The sequence below is a fragment of the Kitasatospora sp. NPDC049285 genome, assembly GCF_040678815.1.
Taxonomy (GTDB): Bacteria; Actinomycetota; Actinomycetes; order Streptomycetales; family Streptomycetaceae; genus Kitasatospora.
In genome coordinates this window covers 376,978-393,854 of the sequence record NZ_JBFAQR010000001.1, presented here as the reverse complement: position 1 = coordinate 393,854, position 16,877 = coordinate 376,978, and the positions used below count along the sequence as shown (strand labels likewise).

Sequence of the window (16,877 nt, the reverse complement as noted above, 5' to 3'; positions counted from 1 at the left end):
CCGGGCTACCGGCGCACGGTGAGCAGGCCCCCGGTGGGGACGCGGACGGACAGCTCCGCGGCACCGACCGGGGTCCGGGCCCGGGCGACGGTACCGCCCAGGCAGTCCTGCACCAGCAGCTCGACCGGGCCCGGAGCGCGGTCGAACTCCAGCCGCACCAGGGTGTCCTGGTCGGCGTTGGCGACCAGCAGCAGCTCCCACTCGCCGTCGACGCGCAGCGGCAGCGGCGCGTACCGGCCGAAGGCCCGCCGGGCGCCGTGCCGGGCCTCGATCACCGGGTAGGCCAACTCGGGTCGGTGCGGGCGCAGTTCGCCGCGCTGCAGGAGGTCGCGGTGCTCGCGCATGACGCTCAGCCAGAAGGCCAGCGCGGTGAGCTGGTCGGCGCTCTGCGCGGCCAGGTCGACCGAGACCTGGGCGGTGGCGAACAGCACCGACTGCAGCAGCACCGCGATCCGCTCCGGGCGCTCCGCCGGGTGCCAGGTCAGCGGGTCGGCGTGCACGGCGAGCGGCCCGGCGGTCAGCCGCAGGTCCGCGATCCGGACCCGGTTCTCCACCGCGCCCAGCGGGCAGTCGACGGCCCGCACCATCGTCGCGTACGGCCACAGCCCGGGGCCGGTGTAGCCCTGCCGGTGCTCGACCAGCACCTCGGGCCGGGTGGCGCGCAGCCGCGCGTCGAGGGCGGCGAGCAGCTTCTGCACGCCTTCGGCGACGGTCGCGCAGTCGGCGTCGGGTGAACCGGTGTCGGCCGGGCGGGCGAAGGTGTCGATGAAGTCGATCTTCAGCCCGTCCGCGCCGTGCCGCTCCACCGCCGCGGCGAGGCGCTCGACCTGGTACGCGCGCACGGCGGCGCTGCGCGGGTCGAGCACGTGGGTCTCCAGTTGCGGCAGGTGGGCCAGCGTGTGGCCGGCCAGCGCCTCGGCCGCGCGGCTGCGGTCGCCCGCGAACGGCAGCGCGTGCCACAGCAGGTAGTTCAGGCCCAGGGCCTGGATGCGCCGGACGTGGCCGGCGAAGTCGGGGAAGGCGCGCGGGGCGGGCTCCCAGTCGCCGGTGGTGGCGTACGAGCGGGTGCGCTCGTCGGTCTGCCAGCCGTCGTCGACGATCAGCGAGCCGAAGCCGAGCGGCGCGGCGAGTTCGGCGAGGCTCTCCACGTCGGCGGCGGTCATCGCCAGGTGCAGCGCGTACCAGGTGCAGAAGACCGGTTCGAACGCGGCGTCCGGGACGGCGCGCACCGGCACCAGGGTGGCCCACCAGTCGGCGGACTCCCTTACGGTGTCGGCGAAGTGACGGTTACTCAGGTCGAGGCGCAGGCTGAGCTTCGGCCCGTCGTGCTCGACCCACCAGCTGTAGCGGCCGGTCTCCTCGACGGCGCCTTCGCCGATGCTGACCGGGCGGACCGGTTCGCCCACCGCGAAGGTGCACAGCGCGGCGTCGCCCGGCCCGACCAGGCTGCCCACCGGCGCGCCCTTGGGCAGCGAGGCCTCCCGGGGCGCCGCCCAACTCGGCGGCAGCCAGCGCGCATTGGTGTTGGGCGTCCAGTACCCGGTGGCACCGGTGCAGGGCACCTGCCACTCGGCCCGCAGCCGGACGTCCTCCTCGCCGCTCTCCACCTCGATCAACACCACACCAGGCGTGCCCGGTTGGACGACCCGGACGACGGGTTCGGTCGCGCTGCCGATAGCGGTGATCCGCACCGCCAGCCCGGCAGCGTCGACGGTACGGGCGGCCTCGGTACGACCGGACGGCGGGGCGGAGCCGTCCCAGGACAGCGCGGTCACGCGGGAGTTCCTTTCGGAGGTGGGTCATTCAGGTGGTGCCCGCACGGGCCGGCCGCGGAAGCGCGGGCCTGCCCGGGAACGGCCGGCCCGTGCGGGGGCTGGTGGGTGCCGGGGTCAGCGGCGGAGGGGGCCTTCGCAGGTGTAGTCGGCGGTGCCGGCCTGGCCGGTGGGCCAGATGTCGACCTTGCCGAAGTAGCAGTTCATGTCGTCGAGGTTGTTGGCGACGCCCTTGGTGCGCTGCAGGATGAAGTAGTCCACGGTGGAGGACATGTCCTTGAACACCTGGTCGGCGCTGCCGGAGTTCGACAGGTTGGCGGTGATCCGGCCGGTGCAGACGAAGCGCATCGGCTTGTTGTCCCAGTCGCCGTTGTCCTTGCAGTCCGGCGTCATGTAGGCGTTCTTGGTGAACGCGGCCCGCACCTCGGACGGGTAGGCGTACGCCAGGTATCCGTTGGCGGTGAACTGCGTGCTGGGGACGTCCAGTTGGTCGATCTTCGCGATCTGCTGGTCGAGGAAGGCGAAGTACTCGCGCTGCAGGTTCTGGTCGGCCCCGAGCCGGCTGCGCCAGGCGTCGAAGCCGGCCGGGTCGTCGGCGCGCTGGTAGCCGTACATCTCGCGGATCAGCGAGGGGTGCGCGGTCCACAGGAACTCGAAGAAGGTGCCGGCGTAGTTGTAGAAGTGGAACGCCGGGGTGTCGTCGTAGCTCGCGTGCAGGAGCTGGTCGACCGTCATCCGCGGGATGCCCGCCGCCTCGTCCTGGGCGAGCTTGTTGACCAGCGCCTTGCGCACCAGGATGCCCTGGTCGCGGGTGGCGCCGTCGAAGAACTCCGCGGTGCCCTCGTCCATCGCGGTGGTCCGGTCGCCGCTGTACCAGCGCGGGTCGCCGAAGTAACCGGGCACCGCCCAGCGGCCGTTGAGGTAGTGGGTGTACTCGTGCCGGAACAGTTCCTCCAGCGTCAGGTACGACTCGGCGCTGGTGCGCTGGTAGGTGTAGAAGGTGGCGCCGTTCTCGATGTAGATGCCGCCGTTGTTGGTGCTCATCCCGGTCAGCAGCGGGTGGTAGACCTCGTAGTCGGACCGGGTCGCGTACAGGTGGATGTGCAGCGTGGTGTTGGTGTCCCCGGCGAGCGGGGCGTCGGTGCCGAGCACCCGGAAGAACTGGGTCTTCACCTGCTTGCTGGCGTAGTACATCTGGTCGACGGTGGCCTTGTCGAGGCCGGTGTGCACCTCGATCGCGCCGTTGTCGTACTTGTAGGTGTACGGGAACAGCTTGGCCTCGATCTGGTCGGCGCACACGTTGAACTGGGCGCAGACGCCGTAGGTGTTGGCCCAGCCGACCACCTTGATCCACGGCGCGGAGTACTCGCCGAAGGTGGCCCGGGTGTCGGCGAGCAGCCCGCCGATCTCGCCGGTGATCTGCGCCTTCAGCGCGTCGATCTGCCCGAACCGGCCGTACTCGCCGGTCGCGTCGCGGGCCAGCCACTCGTTCTGGGTGCCCTTCAGGTAGCCGGCGGTGGCGAACCCGCGGAACGCGGCGCGGTAGTCGGCGTCCGCGGCGACGGCGGCGGTGAACGCGGCGTCGCGGTTGGCGATGCCGAGGAAGTTGACGTTCAGCGCGGAGAGCGCGGCGCCGCCCCACTGCCAGGAGCCGGCCAGCGCGGTGCCCGGTCCGAAGTGCGCCAGGACCTGCTTCACCAGCGGCAGGTTGTGCTCGCGCAGGCCGGTGGCTCCGGCGACGATGCCGAGCTCGCGCATCACCAGGCCCGCGGTGTCGGTGGCGTCGAAGGCGTGCCCGGAGGCCAGGTAGGCGTCGATGGCCCGCTGGACGGCGGCGGTCACCGGTGCGGTGGTCAGGTCGATCTCGGCGTGACTGAAGTCGTGGAACACCGCGGCGTGCAGGAAGTACCACAGCTGGTACAGGCGGGGGTCGGCGGTCGCGGCGAGGGACTGCGCCTTGGCGGCCACCGCCTGGACGTGCTGGGCGTCCATGGTGGTGGCGAACCGGGCGTCCCACGTCCACACGATGCCGCCGAGGCAGCTCTCGGTGACGGCCGGATCGGCGAGGAAGTCCGCGAGCGCGGCCGGGCTCAGGCCGGTCATCGCGTCGAGCGTGCACGGGACTCCGGCGGCGGTCGTCGCGCTCACCGTGCCTGCGGCGGCGGCGAGTTCACCTGCGGCCGGGGCAGGCGCACCCACCCGCGCGGGCAGCGCCCCCGGGATGTGGTTGTCGACGCCGAGCGACCCGCCGCCCGGCGCGGGCGCCACGCCACCCGCTTTCGCGGTCGCACTCCCGAGGTGGTCCACCTCGTCGTACGCGGTCCGGTCGGGGCTCGGCGAGAGGTGCGACGCGGCGGCCGTGGGGGTGACCGCCAGCGCCTGGGTGCTCTGCAGCACGGGCATCGTGAGGGACGCGGCGAGTACGGCCGCGACAAGGGTCTTTCGCATGGTGGGGGCTCCATGGTTCGTGGGGGGAGGGATATCAACGCGCCCCGCGAGGGGCGCGGGGAACTGCGCGAGCAACCGATGACGACGAGTCACTGAGGGCTGGCCGCCCGGCCCCGTGCGCGCCAAGCGGGGGTACGGCGGACAGTGCAGCCGGCCGATGATCAGTCAACTGACGGATGGTGCATGGCTGACCGCGCAGCTCCCCGCGCCCCTGTCGGGGCGGGAACTGACGGAACGTCAGGATTCGGGGAAGTGGCAGGCCACCTCGCCCGGGAACTGACGGAACGTCAGGATTCGGGGAAGTGGCAGGCCACCTCGCGACCGAGGCCGTTCGGGGTCAGGGGCGGAGCCACGTCGCGGCAGATGGCCTGGGCTTTGGGGCAGCGGGGGTGGAAGGTGCAGCCGGGGGGCGGGCTCGCGGGGCTCGGGGGGTCGCCGAGGAGGACGATGCGTTCGCGGGCGCGTTCGGCCGCGGGGTCGGGGAGGGGCACCGCGGAGAGCAGGGCCTTGGTGTAGGGGTGGGCGGGGCGGTCGTAGACCTGGTGCTTCTCTCCGATCTCGACGATCCGGCCGAGGTACATCACGGCGACCCGGTGGCTGATGTGCTTGACCACGGCGAGGTCGTGCGCGATGAAGACGTACGCGACGCCGAGTTCGCGTTGCAGGCGTTCCATCAGGCCGACGATCTGGGCCTGGATGGAGACGTCGAGCGCGGAGACCGGCTCGTCGGCGACGACGAGTTCGGGGCGGGTGGCCAGGGCTCGGGCGATGCCGATGCGCTGGGCCTGGCCGCCGGAGAACTGGTGCGGGTAGCGCTCCAGGTGCTCGGGGGCGAGGCCCACCAGGTGGACCAGGTCGCGGACTTCGCGGCGGATCGCCTCGGCGGCCAGGCCCTGCGCGCGTAGCGGCGCCGCGATGATCTGCTGGACGGTCTGCCGCGGGTTGAGCGAGGCGAACGGGTCCTGGAAGATCATCTGGAACTTGCTGCGCAGCGGCCGCAGGCGGCCCTGCGGGAGGCGGGTGATGTCCTCGCCGCGGAAGGCGACGGTGCCGGCGGTGGGGTCGAGGAGGCGGACCAGCATCCGTCCGGTGGTGGACTTGCCGCAGCCGGACTCGCCGACCAGGCCGAGGGTCTCGCCGGGGCGGACGTCGAAGGTGACGCCGTCGACGGCCTTGACGCCGAGTCTGCGGCCCAGCAGGCCGGAGCGGACCGGGAAGGTCATGCCGAGGTCGCGGACGCTGAGCAGGGGTGACGGTTCGTCGGCGCCGGTCGCGTCGACGGCGGAGGCAACGGAGGTGGTCATGCGGTGGTCACCTCATCGAGGACGCAGGCGCTGCGGTGCCCGTCGGCGACCTGCCGCAGGGCGGGGCGGTCGCCGGTGCAGCGGGGGTCGCCCGCGGCGGCGTAGACGGGGCAGCGGGGGTGGAAGGCGCAGCCGGCGGGCGGGGTGAGCAGGGACGGCGGGGTGCCGGGGATGGAGCGCAGTGCGGCGCCGTCGGCGGCGTCGAGGCGGGGCAGCGAGTCGAGCAGGCCGCGGGTGTAGGGGTGCCGGGGGGCGGCGAACAGCGTGTCGGCGGGGGCCTGTTCGGCCGCGGATCCGCCGTACATGACGAGCACCTCGTCGGCGACCCGGGCGATCACGCCGAGGTCGTGGGTGATCATCACGATGCCGAGTCCGCGGTCCTGCTGGAGCTTCATCAGGAGTTCGAGCACCTGGGCCTGGACGGTGACGTCGAGGGCGGTGGTGGGCTCGTCGGCGATGATCAGGTCGGGTTCGCAGGAGAGCGCGAGGGCGATCATGGCGCGCTGGCGCATGCCGCCGGAGAACTGGTGCGGGTACTCGTCGGCGCGGCGGGCGGGTTCGGGGATGCCGACGTCGCCGAGGACGTCGACGGCCCGGGCGCGGGCCCGTTTGCGGCTGCCGCCGTGGTGTTCGCGGTAGGCCTCGGCGATCTGGTCGCCGATGGTGAAGTAGGGGTGCAGCGCGGTGAGGGCGTCCTGGAAGACCATCGCCATGGTCCGGCCGCGGAGCCGGCGGATCTCTTCCTCGGGGGCGCCGATCAGCTCCCGGCCGTGCAGTTTCGCGGAGCCGGTGACGGTGGCGCCGCGGTGCAGGCCCATGACGGCCAGTGAGGTGACGGACTTTCCGGAGCCGGATTCGCCGACGATGCCGAGGGTGCGGCCGGCTTCGACGGTGAAGTCGACGCCCTTGACGGCGTGCACGGTGCCTTCGGCGGTGGCGAAGTGGACGCTGAGGTCGTGGACGGCGAGCAGCGGTTGACCGGTCATGCGAGCCTCGCCCTCGGGTCGATCCAGGCGTAGACCAGGTCCACGACCAGGTTGGAGCTGACGATGAAGAAGGAGGCGAGCAGGGTGATGCCCATGATCACCGGCTGGTCGGCCTTGTTGAGGGAGTCGGCGAAGAGCTTGCCGACGCCGGGGAGGCTGAACAGCGACTCGGTGATCAGCGCGCCGGCCAGCAGTCCGCCGAGGTCCATGCCGAGCATGGTGGCGACGGGGGTGAGGGCGGGGCGCAGTCCGTGCTTGCCGACCACCCGGCGTTCGGGCAGTCCCTTGGCGCGGGCGGTGCGCACGTACGGTTCTGCCATCGTCTCGATGACGGAGTTGCGGGTCATCCGGGCGTACATGGCGGCGTACATCAGGGCGAGGGTGGTCCAGGGCAGGATCAGGTTGGCGATCCAGCTGCCGGGGTCCTCGGTGAAGGCGATGTAGCGCGGGTACGGGAGCAGTCCGCCGACCGTGACGACCAGGTAGAGCAGGATCATCGCGGTGAAGTAGACCGGCAGCGCGGCGATGCCGATGGTGCCGACCATCAGGGTGCGGTCGAGCCAGCTGCCGCGGCGCAGCGCGGAGAGCACGCCGACGCCGAGGCCGAGGACCAGCCACAGGACGGCCGCGCCGAGCGCGAGGGAGGCGCTGGTGGGCAGCCGGTCCATCATCAACGTCCAGACGGGCTGGGCGCTCTGGAAGGAGTAGCCGAAGCACGGGAAGTCGCAGCGGACGGCGTACGGGCCGGTGCCGAGGGTCTGGCCGGCGAAGATGCCGGCCACGTAGCGGCCGAACTGGACGATCAGGGGGTCGTTCAGTCCGAGCTGTTGGCGGACCAGTTCGATCCGGTCGGCGGAGCAGTCCTTGCCGCAGAACTGGGCGGCGGGGTCGGTGGGCAGCAGGTAGAAGACCGCGAAGGTGAGGGCGCAGATCACCAGCAGGGTGACGGCCATCGCCGCGAGGCGGCGCGCCAGGAATCCGATCACGTGCGGCTGCCCTTCGGGTCGAGGGCGTCCCGCAGGGCGTCGCCGAGCAGGGTGAAGGCCAGCACGACCAGGAACAGGCAGGCGCTGGGGAGGATGAAGAACATCGGGTCGACCTTGTAGTAGAGCACCGAGTCGGAGATCATCTGCCCCCACGAGGGCGTGGGCGGGCGGATCCCGACGCCGAGGAAGGTCAGCGCGGCCTCGGCCCCGATCAGGCCGGGGATGGCGAGGGTGACGTAGACGATGATCGTGCCGGTGAGGTTGGGCAGGATCTCGGTGAGCAGGATCCGCCGGTTGCCGGTGCCGCAGGCCCGGGCCGCCTCGACGTACTCGCGGTGGCGCAGCGAGAGGGTCTGGCCGCGGATGACCCGGGCGATGTAGGGCCAGCTGAACACCGAGAGCACGCCGATCAGGAGCACCACGCGGTTGACGTTCCGGGCCACCGAGAGCAGCGCGATCATGAAGATCAGGCTGGGGAAGGACATCATGACGTCCATGAAGCGGCTGATCACGGCGTCGACGCGGCCGCCGAAGTAGCCGGCGGTGATGCCGAGGACGGTGCCGATGACGGTGATCAGCAGGGCGGCGCTGAACGCCACCAGCAGGCTGATCTGGGCGCCGTAGACGAGCCGGGCGAAGACGTCGCGGCCGAGCAGCGGTTCGACGCCGAGCCAGTGGTCGGGGCTGATGCCGCCGAGGCTGCCGCGGGGCAGGCCGCCGAGGTAGGGGTCGACGGCCTTCTTGTCGATCTGGTCGGGGCCCTTGCCGCTGATCGCGGTGAGCACCGGGGCGAGCACGGCGATCAGGACGAAGAAGACGATGATGGCGAGGCCGACGACGGCGGCCTTCTGCCGGCGCAGCCGGTGCAGCGCGAGGGCCCAGGGGGAGGCGGGGGCGGCGGTGGCGGTGTCCTCCGCGGCCCCCGCTCCCCCGGCCGGCGCCGAGGTGAGCGGGGTGGTCATCTGCGGATCGCCCCTCAGTTCACGGACTTGAGGCCGATGACCGCGTAGTCGAGCTGTCCGGCCCAGACCGGGTGGGCGTAGGCGCCGGCGATGTTGGAGCCGACCAGCACCGGCTTCTTCTGCCACACCATCGGGACGGCCGGGGAGGCGTCCATCACCTTGGCGTCCAGGGCGAGCCAGGCCTGGTTGGCCTTCTGCAGGTCCTCCATGCCGGCGATCCGGTCGAGTTCGGCGTTGACCTCGGGGTCGTTGAACCGGGTGATGTCGCCCTGGTTGCCCTTGTCCTTGATCTGCCGGCCGTCGAAGATCATCGGCAGGAAGGTGGCGGCCGACGGGTAGTCAGGACACCAGCCCTGCGCGGCGAGTCCGGGCTGCTTGTCCTTGTCGCCGATGATGGAGTTGACGGCGGTCGGGTCGACGGTGGTGATGGTGACGTCCACGCCGACCCGCTTGAGGCCGGCCTGGATCGCCTCGGCCTGCGCCTTGCCGCCGGTGGAGGTGACCAGTTCGGTGGCGAAGCCGCCGCCGAGGCCCGCCTCGGTGAGCAGCGCCTTGGCCTTGTCCGGGTCGCCGGACGGCTTGATCATGAAGTGGTCGATCGGGTTGCCCGCGGTGAGCACCGGCGGCAGGTAGGTGGTGGCGATGTCGTTGAACGCCGGGCCGCCCATGGCGGCGGCGACGGCCTCCTTGTCGACCGCGTACTGGATCGCCAGGCGGACCTTGGGGTTGTCGAACGGCGCCTTGGTGGTGTTCATGTCCAGCTTGGTGGTGCAGCCGGCGTTCTCGCTGATCAGCCGCTTCTTGACGTCGGGGTTGGTGAGTACCTCGGAGATCTTCGAGGGCGTCAGGTCGACGTAGGAGATGGCGTTCTTGTCGTCGACCTGGTCGGCGATCAGGCGGTCGGCGATGCCGGTGCCCTTGAGGGTCTGGTCCACCACGATCTTGTCGGGGTAGGCCTTGCGCACCGGGTCGCTCGCCGCGTCCCAGTTGGTGTTGCGCACCAGCACCATGCGCTTGCCGCGGTCGTAGCTCTCGATCTTGTACGGGCCGGAGGAGACCGGGTGGTTGGAGTAGTTGGCGCCGGTCTCCTTGGCCTTCGGGACGGGCGAGAAGGTCGGCAGGGTGACGGTGTAGCCGAACTCGGCGACCGGGCGCTTGAGGTGGAAGACGATGGTCTTGGCGTCGGGGACCTCGATCGCCTCCTTGCCGAGCCGCTGGCCGGTGAGCGGGCCCTGGTAGCCGGCCGGGGCGTTGAGGTAGCGCACCGCGTAGTCGGGGCCGCCGGGCAGCTCCGGGGAGAAGGACCGCTCGACGTTGTACTTGATGTCGTCGGCGGTGATCGCCGTGCCGTCCTCGTACTTGAGGTTGTCCTTCAGGTGGAAGGTCCAGGTCTTGGCGCCGTCGCTGGGGGTGCCCAGGTCGGTGGCCAGGTCCGGCTCGATCTTCAGGCCCTCGGCGCCGGGGGCCGCCTTGAAGGTGGTGAGGGTGCGGTAGAGCATCCGGACGCCGACGTCCATCACCGGCATGGTCCAGTTGCGGGCCGGGTCGAGCTGGTCGAAGTCCTGGTTCGACAGGATGGTGAGGGTGCCGCCCTTCACCGGAGTGCCGCCGACGATGCCGTTGCCCTCGGTGGTCACGCCCTGCTGGCCGCCGTTGTCGCTGCTCCCGGCGCTGCTGCTGCACGCGCCGAGTCCGAGGGTGAGGGATGCCGCGATGGCCGCCGCGAGGGCGGCGTGGGTACGCCTGTTCATGTGCAACTCCGGAATGGGGGGCCGCTCAATCGGGGTCTGGCCCTGACTGAGGTGTGACCCGTAACATAGTAATGTGAAATTGCACAGCGCAATGAGGCGGACGGACCGTTATCGAGCCGTGTCCTCGGCCTTACCTGACGGTGTGCAACTCGATTCCCCCTCCCCGTAGTTGCCCCAGGTCAGAGGAGCCGACCCGAGCATGCTTCCAGAATCGTCCGCCGTGTCCACCCCGCCCGTGCTGAACACGGGCAGCCACGACCTCCCGGTCTCCCCCGCCCTGGACGCCTTCATGGGCACCCAGTGGGCCGCCACCCCGCTGCCCGCCGAGGACCGGGTGCCCGGCCACGCCCACTTCCCGGCCCGCCGCGCCCGGCTTGCCGCCGCCTTCCCGGGCGAGCGACTGCTCGTGCCCGCAGGGCAGTTGAAGGTCCGCAGCAACGACTGCGACTACCGTTTCCGCCCGCACAGCGCCTACGCCCACCTCACCGGCCTGACCGGCGAGGAGCAGGTCGGCCACGTCCTGGTGATCGAGCCGGACGGCGAGCCCGTGCTGTACCTGCGCCCGCGCTCACCGCGGGCCGGCGGCTCCGCCGAGTTCTACCGCGACCGCCGCTACGGCGAGTTCTGGGTCGGCCGGCGCGCCGACCTGGCCGAGGCCGCGCAGCTCACCGGGCTGCGCACCGCCCACCTCGACGACCTGCCGAAGCTCTTCACCGGCTCCGTGCCCACCCGGCTGCTCGCCGACGTCGACCCCGCGCTCGACGCGCTGGCCGGCCGCCCGTCCTCGGCCCTGACCGCCCTGGACGGGCAACTCGCGGGCGCGCTCGCCGAGTTGCGCCTGGTCAAGGACGCCTGGGAGGTCGAGCAGCTGCAGCTCTCGGTCGACCACACCACCGCGGGCTTCGAGGACGTGGTCCGCGCCCTGCCCGCCGCACTGCGCCACCACCGCGGCGAGCGCTGGCTGGAGGGCGCCTTCAACCGGCGCGCCCGCGCCGAGGGCAACGGCACCGGCTACGAGACCATCGTCGCCTCCGGCGCCCACGCCTGCGTGCTGCACTGGATCCGCAACGACGGCGCCCTCGACCCGTCCCAGCTGCTGCTGCTCGACGCCGGGGTGGAGACCGACACCCTCTACACCGCCGACGTCACCCGCACCCTGCCGCTCTCCGGCACCTTCTCCCCCGTCCAACGCGACGTCTACCAGCTGGTGCTGGCCGCCCAGGACGCCGCCATCGCCACCCTGCGGCCCGGGGCGTCCTTCCGCGACTTCCACCGCGCCGGCATGCGGGTCATCGCCGAGGGCCTCGCCGAGTGGGGCGTCCTCCCGGTCCCCGCCGAGGAGGCGCTGCGCGAAGACTCCGGCCTCTACCGCCGCTACACCCTCTGCAGCAGCGGCCACATGCTCGGCCTGGACGTCCACGACTGCGCGAAGGCCCGCGCCGAGACGTACCTGGACGGCGTCCTGGAGGAGGGCATGGTCCTCACCGTCGAGCCCGGCCTCTACCTCCAGCCCGACGACCTCACCCTCCCGCCCGAGCTGCGCGGCATCGGCGTCCGCATCGAGGACGACCTCGTCATCACCGCCGACGGCGCCCGGCTGATGTCCGGCGCCCTCCCGCGCACCGTCGACGGCATCGAGGAGTGGATGGGCACGCTGCTGTCCTGACGGAGCGTCAGCCGTCCGACGCCTCGCGCCACAGCGCCCGGGTCAGCTCGGCGGCGGGGCCCGGGCGGGTGCGGCGGTGGGCGGTGCCCGCCCAGAGGTGCATCGCCGTCAGGTCCTCGCGCTTCGCGGCGGCGGCGCGCAGCGGCTGGGTGAGGTGGTGCACCTCCGGGTACGCGGTGGGGGCGTACGCGTCGTGGCGGTCGATGAAGGCGTTGCGCAGGGCGCGGGCGGGGCGGCCGGTGAAGGCCCGGGTGACGGTCGTCGCGGCGAGTTCGGTGAGCGCCCGCCGGTGCGCGGCGGACGCCCCGGACTCGTCGGCGCGCAGGTAGGCGGTGCCGAGCTGGGCGCCGACCGCGCCGGCCCGCAGCGCCGCGGCGATCGCCCGGCCGTCGCCGAGGCCGCCCGCGGCGATCAGCGGAAGGTCCGTCACCTTCCGCACCTCGCCGAGGAGTTGCAGCAGCGGAAGCTCGTTCGGCCGGTCCTCCGCGCGGTGCGTGCCGCGGTGGCCGCCGGCCTCGGGACCTTGCACCACCAGCGCGTCCATGCCGCGGTCGGTGGCGGTGCGGGCCTCCTCCGGGCTGGTGACGGTGCCGAGTTGACGCATCCCGGCGGACCGGAACGCACGCACCTCGGCCCTGGTCGGCAGGCCGAAGGTGTAGGACACGTACGGGACGGGGTCGTTGAACAGCGCGACCAGCTTGGCGTCCCAGTCGTCGCGGTCCGGCGCGACCGCCGCGGGCAGCTCCACGCCCCACTGCATCGCTTCCGGCAGCAGCCGCTCCCGGTACGCGGCGACCGGCTCCGGCGCGGCGGGCGGCCCCGGCACGAACAGGTTCACGCCGAACTCGCGGCCGCCCGTCAACTCCCTGGTGCGGTGGACCTGTTCGACCATGGCGGCGGCACTCCGGTACCCGGCGGCGAGGAATCCCAGCCCGCCCGCCTCGGTGACGGCCGCCACCAGCTCCGGGGTGCTCGCGCCGCCTGCCATCGGCGCCGCGACCAGCGGAATCTCCCAGTCGAACTCCATGCCGTAGCTCCCTACGCCTGACCCGGGGCCCCCTGCGTCCACCCTACGTCGGGCCGCCGCGCTCCCGGCGGGTCTCCGTTCGCCTACGGCGGGTCGCCGCGATCCGGGCCGGCGCCGGATTCCGCTGCGCCGACCGGGTCCGGCCGCGGATTCCGCTCCGCCGACCGCTCTGCGGCTGGCAGAATGACGCGGCTGCGACCGGCGATCGGCAAGGGGGATGCCGCACATGACGATGACTCTCGGCGGGACGAGAGCGGTCGACCCGCTCGGCCGGGCCCTGCGCGGGGCTGCCGTGGGGGCCCTGCTCGGGGCACTGGTGGCGGGTGCGATCGCGGCGATCCAGGCCGTCTCCGAGGCGGGCCGCTGCGGCAAGGGCTGGGGCTGTCTGGGACTCTTCGTCCTGGTGGTGTTCTCGGCCCCGGTGGTGTGCGGCCTGCTCTCCTGGCCGCTGCTGCGGCTGGCGGGCGTCCGCCCGGCCTGGCAGGTCTCCGGCATGGCCGTGCTGGTCATCCTGATCGCCGCCCGCGTGTACGTGCTCGCCACCGCCCGACGGCCCTTCGAGTCCTGGCCCGAACTGGTCCTGTTCGTCGCCGGCTGCTTCGGCCTGACCGCCTTCCTGCTGACGCCCGGCCTGCCGCCCCGCGCCAGGCTCCGGGTCCTGCTCCCGGTGGTCCTGCTCCCCCTCGGCTACCTGCTCCTGACCGGCCGGATCGCCTACCTCCTCTGACCGGCCGAGTGACGGGGGTCACAGGCAGGGGTTGTCACATCGCCGCGGGCCGCGGGGTCAGTCCTTCGACAGCGCACACGAAGCGATCGAAGGAGCCCGACATGGACGCCCGTCTCCCCCACTACTACGGCAGCACGGCCGGTGCGAAGTTCGCCAAGTACATCAACTCGGCCGGGCAGGTGATCACGGCCTCCACCCTGCCGGCCGCCACGCAGGAGCTGGTGAAGATCCGCGCCAGCCAGATCAACGGCTGCGGGTTCTGCACCGACATGCACACCAAGGACGCGGCGCACGCCGGGGAGACCTCGGTGCGGCTGAACCTGGTGGCCGCCTGGCGGGAGGCCACGGTCTTCACCGAGGCGGAGCGCGCCGCACTGGAGCTGACCGAGCAGGGCACCCGGATCGCCGACGCCGCCACCGGGGTCTCCGACGAGGCCTGGGCCGACGCGGCGCGGCACTTCGACGAGGAGCAGCTCGCCGCCCTGGTGTCGCTGATCGCCCTGATCAACGCCTACAACCGGATGAACGTGATCATCCGTCAGCCCGCGGGTGACTACGTCCCGGGGCAGTACGCCTGACGGCCCCGCGATCCGGCGGCCCGGCGCCCGGGTTCGACACCCGGGCCCGGGCCGGACCCGGGTGAGCACAAGGCAACGTCGCGGCAACGGACGGGCAATGCCGTAGAAGCGCGCCTGCCCTATTTCTGTCGGTCGACAGAAAAACGTGCTCCACAGGCTCGTGGAAGGCCGGTGCCCGATGACCACCAGCGCTCCCCCCGTTCCCGTCCAGGCCGCCGAGGGCGTGCCGTATCCGCAGCAACTGCACCGCACGATGGGCCGGTTCGCCTCGTTCGCGGCGGGCTTCTCGTTCATCTCGGTGCTGACCACGGTGTTCCAGCTGTTCTCGTTCGGCTACGGCTTCGCCGGGCCGGCGTTCGTCTGGAGCTGGCCGCTCGTGCTGGGCGGCCAGCTGCTGGTGGCGGCCTGCTTCGCCGAACTGGCCGCCCGCTACCCGATCTCGGGGGCGATCTACCAGTGGGCCTCCCGGCTGGCCTCGCCCGGCTACGGCTGGTTCACGGGGTGGCTGATGGTGCTGGGGCAGGTGGTGGTGGTCGCCGCCGCGGCGCTGGCCCTCCAGGTGGTGCTGCCGGCGCTCTGGTCGGGGTTCCAACTGGTGGGCGGCGATCCCGCGTTGACGGCGCCCAGCGGTGCGGCCAACGCGGTGCTGCTGGGCGGTGCGCTGATCGCGTTCACCACGCTGGTCAACGTGCTGGACAACCGGGTGCTGTCGGCGGTCAACGGGGTGGGCGTGGCCGCCGAGCTGGCCGGGATCGTGCTGATCGCGGTCCTGCTGTTCACCCGCGCCGAGCGCTCCCCGGCGGTGGTGGCGGACACCGGGCACACCGGCGGCTCGGGCGGCTACCTGTGGGTGTTCCTGGTGGGCTCGTTCACGGCGGCCTACGTGCTGATCGGCTTCGACAGCGCGGGCGAGCTCTCCGAGGAGACCCGCGCCCCGCGCCGGACCGCGCCGCGCACCATCCTGCTCGCACTGACCGCGGCGGGCGTCGGCGGCGGACTGCTGCTGCTCGGCGGCCTGCTCGCCGCACCCAGCCTGACCGACGGGCGGCTCGCCACCGAGGGGCTGTCGTACGTGCTGACCGGCGCCCTCGGGGACGGGCTGGGCCGGGTGCTGCTCGCGGACGTCGCGGTGGCGGTGTGCGTGGGCACGCTGGCGATGCAGACGGCGGGCGCGCGGATGGTCTTCTCGATGGCCCGGGACGGCGCCCTCCCCGGCTCCCGGATCCTCGCGGCGGTCTCCCCGCGCACCGGCATGCCCGGCCCGGCGGCGCTGCTGGTCGGCGTGCTGGCGGCCGCCTTCCTGCTGCTCAACCTGGCCGCGCCGGCGGCCTTCGTCGCGCTGGTGGTCGGCGCCCTGCTGGTGCGCCGGCTGCGCGGGCTGCCGATCGGCCCGGACGACGCTCCGACCGCCGACGAGCAGGGCCGCCCGCTGTTCTCACTGGGCCGCTGGGCGCTGCCGGTGAACGCACTCGCGCTGCTGTACGGCGTGGCGATGACGGTCAACCTGGCCTGGCCGCGGGCCGCCGTCTACGACCCGCAGGGCGGCCACTGGTACCTGCGCTGGTTCACCGTGCTGGTCCTCGCGGCAGCGCTGGCAGCCGGCGCCCTCTACCGCACCGCGGTAGCCCGCCGGGAGCGGCGGACGACAGCCGTCCTCCCGTCGGCAGCCTGACACGCTGCCACCGCCCCGGCCCGCCGCCGGGCACCACATCGGCAGGGCCGCAGGCCGGGGCACTCGTCGGCTCCCCGACACTCCGTCGGCGCTCCGGAGTCGCCAGCCGCCCGACAGACCGTCAGCTCCCGGGTCTCTCCCCTCCGCCAGCGCCCCACAGGCGCCCCGCGCTCCGACGTACCGTCAGCCGCCCCTTCCCCCCGGGCGGCTGGTGGTGTTTCAGGGCAGCAGCGTCCGGCCCGCCGCGGCTGCGGCCTCGCGTGCGGCGCGGTCGCAGCCGGCCAGGCGGAGCGCGGCGTCGGCCACGGCGGGGCCGATCCGGTCGGCGGGGTGGGTGCTCCGGTCGCGGATCACGGCGATGCCGCCCTCGACCAGTCCGAGCAGCAGGTCGGTGCGCAGGCGGTGTTCGGCCGCGGGCTCGCCGGGTTCGATCAGGTACAGCAACTCGCCGTAGGCGGCCGTGAGTTCGGCGCGGGCGCGGCGGAAGCGGGCGAACCGCTCACCGCGCACCTCGGGGAGCTGGTAGAGCGCGCCGAGGTTGTACAGGCCGCGGTGCAGCAGGTCGGCGTCGGCGGCGGCGAGGGCCCACAGGCGGGCCGCCGGGTCGGCCGCGGGGAGGGCGAGCAGCCGTTCGGCGAGGGTGAGCGAGGGTTCGACGGTGGACTCCAGCAGGGTGGCGAGGATGTCCTCCTTGCGGGCGAAGTAGTGGTACATCGACGCCTGGCGCAGGCCGGCCCGCTCGGCGACGGCGCGGGTGGTGGTGGCGGTGTAGCCGTCCCGGGTGAACAGCTCGGCGGCGGCGGCCAGCACCTGGTCCCGGGGGCTGAGTCCGCTGTCGGAGGGCCCGCCGGCTCGGGGGCGTCCGACGCGCGCGGGGCGGGGGTTCACGGCGGCCATGATCCCGATCCTCGCACACCGGGGCACCGGTTCCGGCCCGTCCGCTGCTGCATCCGGTCGCCGGCCGGCCCGGTGAGGAGACGGTAACTGCCGTGTTACGC

General features: G+C 72.7%; 13 protein-coding genes. 4 read left to right on the top strand and 9 right to left on the bottom strand.

Features of this window, described 5'->3' with window-relative positions; translation table 11 throughout:
- Window positions 1–5: 5 nt before the first annotated feature.
- The 7 genes from AB0K51_RS01675 to AB0K51_RS01645 form a co-directional block, all read right to left on the bottom strand.
- A complete protein-coding gene (locus AB0K51_RS01675; protein ID WP_363449287.1) occupies window positions 6–1,775 on the bottom strand; it encodes a glycoside hydrolase family 36 protein in 1,770 nt (589 codons plus the stop codon).
- A gap of 114 nt (window positions 1,776–1,889) precedes the next feature.
- Window positions 1,890–4,220: a collagenase gene (locus tag AB0K51_RS01670; RefSeq protein ID WP_363449285.1), complete on the bottom strand. Its 2,331-nt coding sequence runs from the start codon at window positions 4,218–4,220 to the stop codon at window positions 1,890–1,892.
- Window positions 4,221–4,507: 287 nt separating this feature from the next.
- Window positions 4,508–5,524 carry an ABC transporter ATP-binding protein gene (locus AB0K51_RS01665; RefSeq protein ID WP_363449283.1) on the bottom strand — a complete coding sequence of 339 codons (1,017 nt, stop codon included), beginning with the start codon at window positions 5,522–5,524 and terminating at the stop codon, window positions 4,508–4,510.
- The gene (locus AB0K51_RS01660; RefSeq protein WP_363449281.1) at window positions 5,521–6,510 is read right to left on the bottom strand and encodes an ABC transporter ATP-binding protein; all 990 of its coding nucleotides are present in this window, start codon (window positions 6,508–6,510) and stop codon (window positions 5,521–5,523) included. The genes AB0K51_RS01665 and AB0K51_RS01660 overlap by 4 nt, the downstream gene beginning before the upstream one ends.
- Window positions 6,507–7,496 carry an ABC transporter permease gene (locus AB0K51_RS01655; protein ID WP_363449279.1) on the bottom strand — a complete coding sequence of 330 codons (990 nt, stop codon included), beginning with the start codon at window positions 7,494–7,496 and terminating at the stop codon, window positions 6,507–6,509. Before AB0K51_RS01655 ends, AB0K51_RS01660 begins: the two co-directional genes overlap by 4 nt.
- Window positions 7,493–8,458: an ABC transporter permease gene (locus tag AB0K51_RS01650; protein WP_363449277.1), complete on the bottom strand. Its 966-nt coding sequence runs from the start codon at window positions 8,456–8,458 to the stop codon at window positions 7,493–7,495. The genes AB0K51_RS01655 and AB0K51_RS01650 overlap by 4 nt, the downstream gene beginning before the upstream one ends.
- Before the next feature lie 14 nt (window positions 8,459–8,472).
- Window positions 8,473–10,209: an ABC transporter substrate-binding protein gene (locus AB0K51_RS01645; protein ID WP_363449275.1), complete on the bottom strand. Its 1,737-nt coding sequence runs from the start codon at window positions 10,207–10,209 to the stop codon at window positions 8,473–8,475.
- Between the two features lie 199 nt (window positions 10,210–10,408).
- Between AB0K51_RS01645 and AB0K51_RS01640 the strand changes: the two genes are divergently transcribed.
- Window positions 10,409–11,875 carry an aminopeptidase P family protein gene (locus tag AB0K51_RS01640; RefSeq protein ID WP_363449273.1) on the top strand — a complete coding sequence of 489 codons (1,467 nt, stop codon included), beginning with the start codon at window positions 10,409–10,411 and terminating at the stop codon, window positions 11,873–11,875.
- 7 nt (window positions 11,876–11,882) lie between these two features.
- On the opposite strand, the gene AB0K51_RS01635 is transcribed toward AB0K51_RS01640, so the two are convergent.
- A complete protein-coding gene (locus tag AB0K51_RS01635) occupies window positions 11,883–12,902 on the bottom strand; it encodes a nitronate monooxygenase (protein ID WP_363449271.1) in 1,020 nt (339 codons plus the stop codon).
- Between the two features lie 226 nt (window positions 12,903–13,128).
- Between AB0K51_RS01635 and AB0K51_RS01630 the strand changes: the two genes are divergently transcribed.
- From AB0K51_RS01630 to AB0K51_RS01620, 3 genes are all read left to right on the top strand, one after another.
- Entirely contained in the window at window positions 13,129–13,629 is a 501-nt protein-coding gene (locus tag AB0K51_RS01630) for a hypothetical protein (RefSeq protein WP_363449269.1), read from the top strand.
- A 101-nt stretch (window positions 13,630–13,730) separates the two neighbouring features.
- Window positions 13,731–14,207, top strand: a complete 477-nt coding sequence (locus AB0K51_RS01625; RefSeq protein ID WP_363449267.1) for a carboxymuconolactone decarboxylase family protein — start codon at window positions 13,731–13,733, stop codon at window positions 14,205–14,207.
- 178 nt (window positions 14,208–14,385) lie between these two features.
- Complete coding sequence (locus AB0K51_RS01620; RefSeq protein WP_363449265.1) at window positions 14,386–15,879, top strand: amino acid permease; 1,494 nt, start codon at window positions 14,386–14,388, stop codon at window positions 15,877–15,879.
- 219 nt (window positions 15,880–16,098) lie between these two features.
- On the opposite strand, the gene AB0K51_RS01615 is transcribed toward AB0K51_RS01620, so the two are convergent.
- The gene (locus tag AB0K51_RS01615; RefSeq protein ID WP_363449263.1) at window positions 16,099–16,776 is read right to left on the bottom strand and encodes a helix-turn-helix domain-containing protein; all 678 of its coding nucleotides are present in this window, start codon (window positions 16,774–16,776) and stop codon (window positions 16,099–16,101) included.
- Between the last annotated feature and the right edge of the window lie 101 nt (window positions 16,777–16,877).

Excerpts from the sequence above, each read along its gene's own strand:
- AB0K51_RS01670 (WP_363449285.1), bottom strand. The coding sequence starts at position 4,220 with ATGCGAAAGACCCTTGTCGCGGCCGTACTCGCCGCGTCCCTCACGATG.
- AB0K51_RS01665 (WP_363449283.1), bottom strand. The coding sequence starts at position 5,524 with ATGACCACCTCCGTTGCCTCCGCCGTCGACGCGACCGGCGCCGACGAA.
- AB0K51_RS01660 (WP_363449281.1), bottom strand. The coding sequence starts at position 6,510 with ATGACCGGTCAACCGCTGCTCGCCGTCCACGACCTCAGCGTCCACTTC.
- AB0K51_RS01650 (WP_363449277.1), bottom strand. The coding sequence starts at position 8,458 with ATGACCACCCCGCTCACCTCGGCGCCGGCCGGGGGAGCGGGGGCCGCG.
- AB0K51_RS01645 (WP_363449275.1), bottom strand. The coding sequence starts at position 10,209 with ATGAACAGGCGTACCCACGCCGCCCTCGCGGCGGCCATCGCGGCATCC.
- AB0K51_RS01640 (WP_363449273.1), top strand. The coding sequence starts at position 10,409 with ATGCTTCCAGAATCGTCCGCCGTGTCCACCCCGCCCGTGCTGAACACG.
- AB0K51_RS01635 (WP_363449271.1), bottom strand. The coding sequence starts at position 12,902 with ATGGAGTTCGACTGGGAGATTCCGCTGGTCGCGGCGCCGATGGCAGGC.
- AB0K51_RS01630 (WP_363449269.1), top strand. The coding sequence starts at position 13,129 with ATGACGATGACTCTCGGCGGGACGAGAGCGGTCGACCCGCTCGGCCGG.
- AB0K51_RS01625 (WP_363449267.1), top strand. The coding sequence starts at position 13,731 with ATGGACGCCCGTCTCCCCCACTACTACGGCAGCACGGCCGGTGCGAAG.
- AB0K51_RS01620 (WP_363449265.1), top strand. The coding sequence starts at position 14,386 with ATGACCACCAGCGCTCCCCCCGTTCCCGTCCAGGCCGCCGAGGGCGTG.
- AB0K51_RS01615 (WP_363449263.1), bottom strand. The coding sequence starts at position 16,776 with ATGGCCGCCGTGAACCCCCGCCCCGCGCGCGTCGGACGCCCCCGAGCC.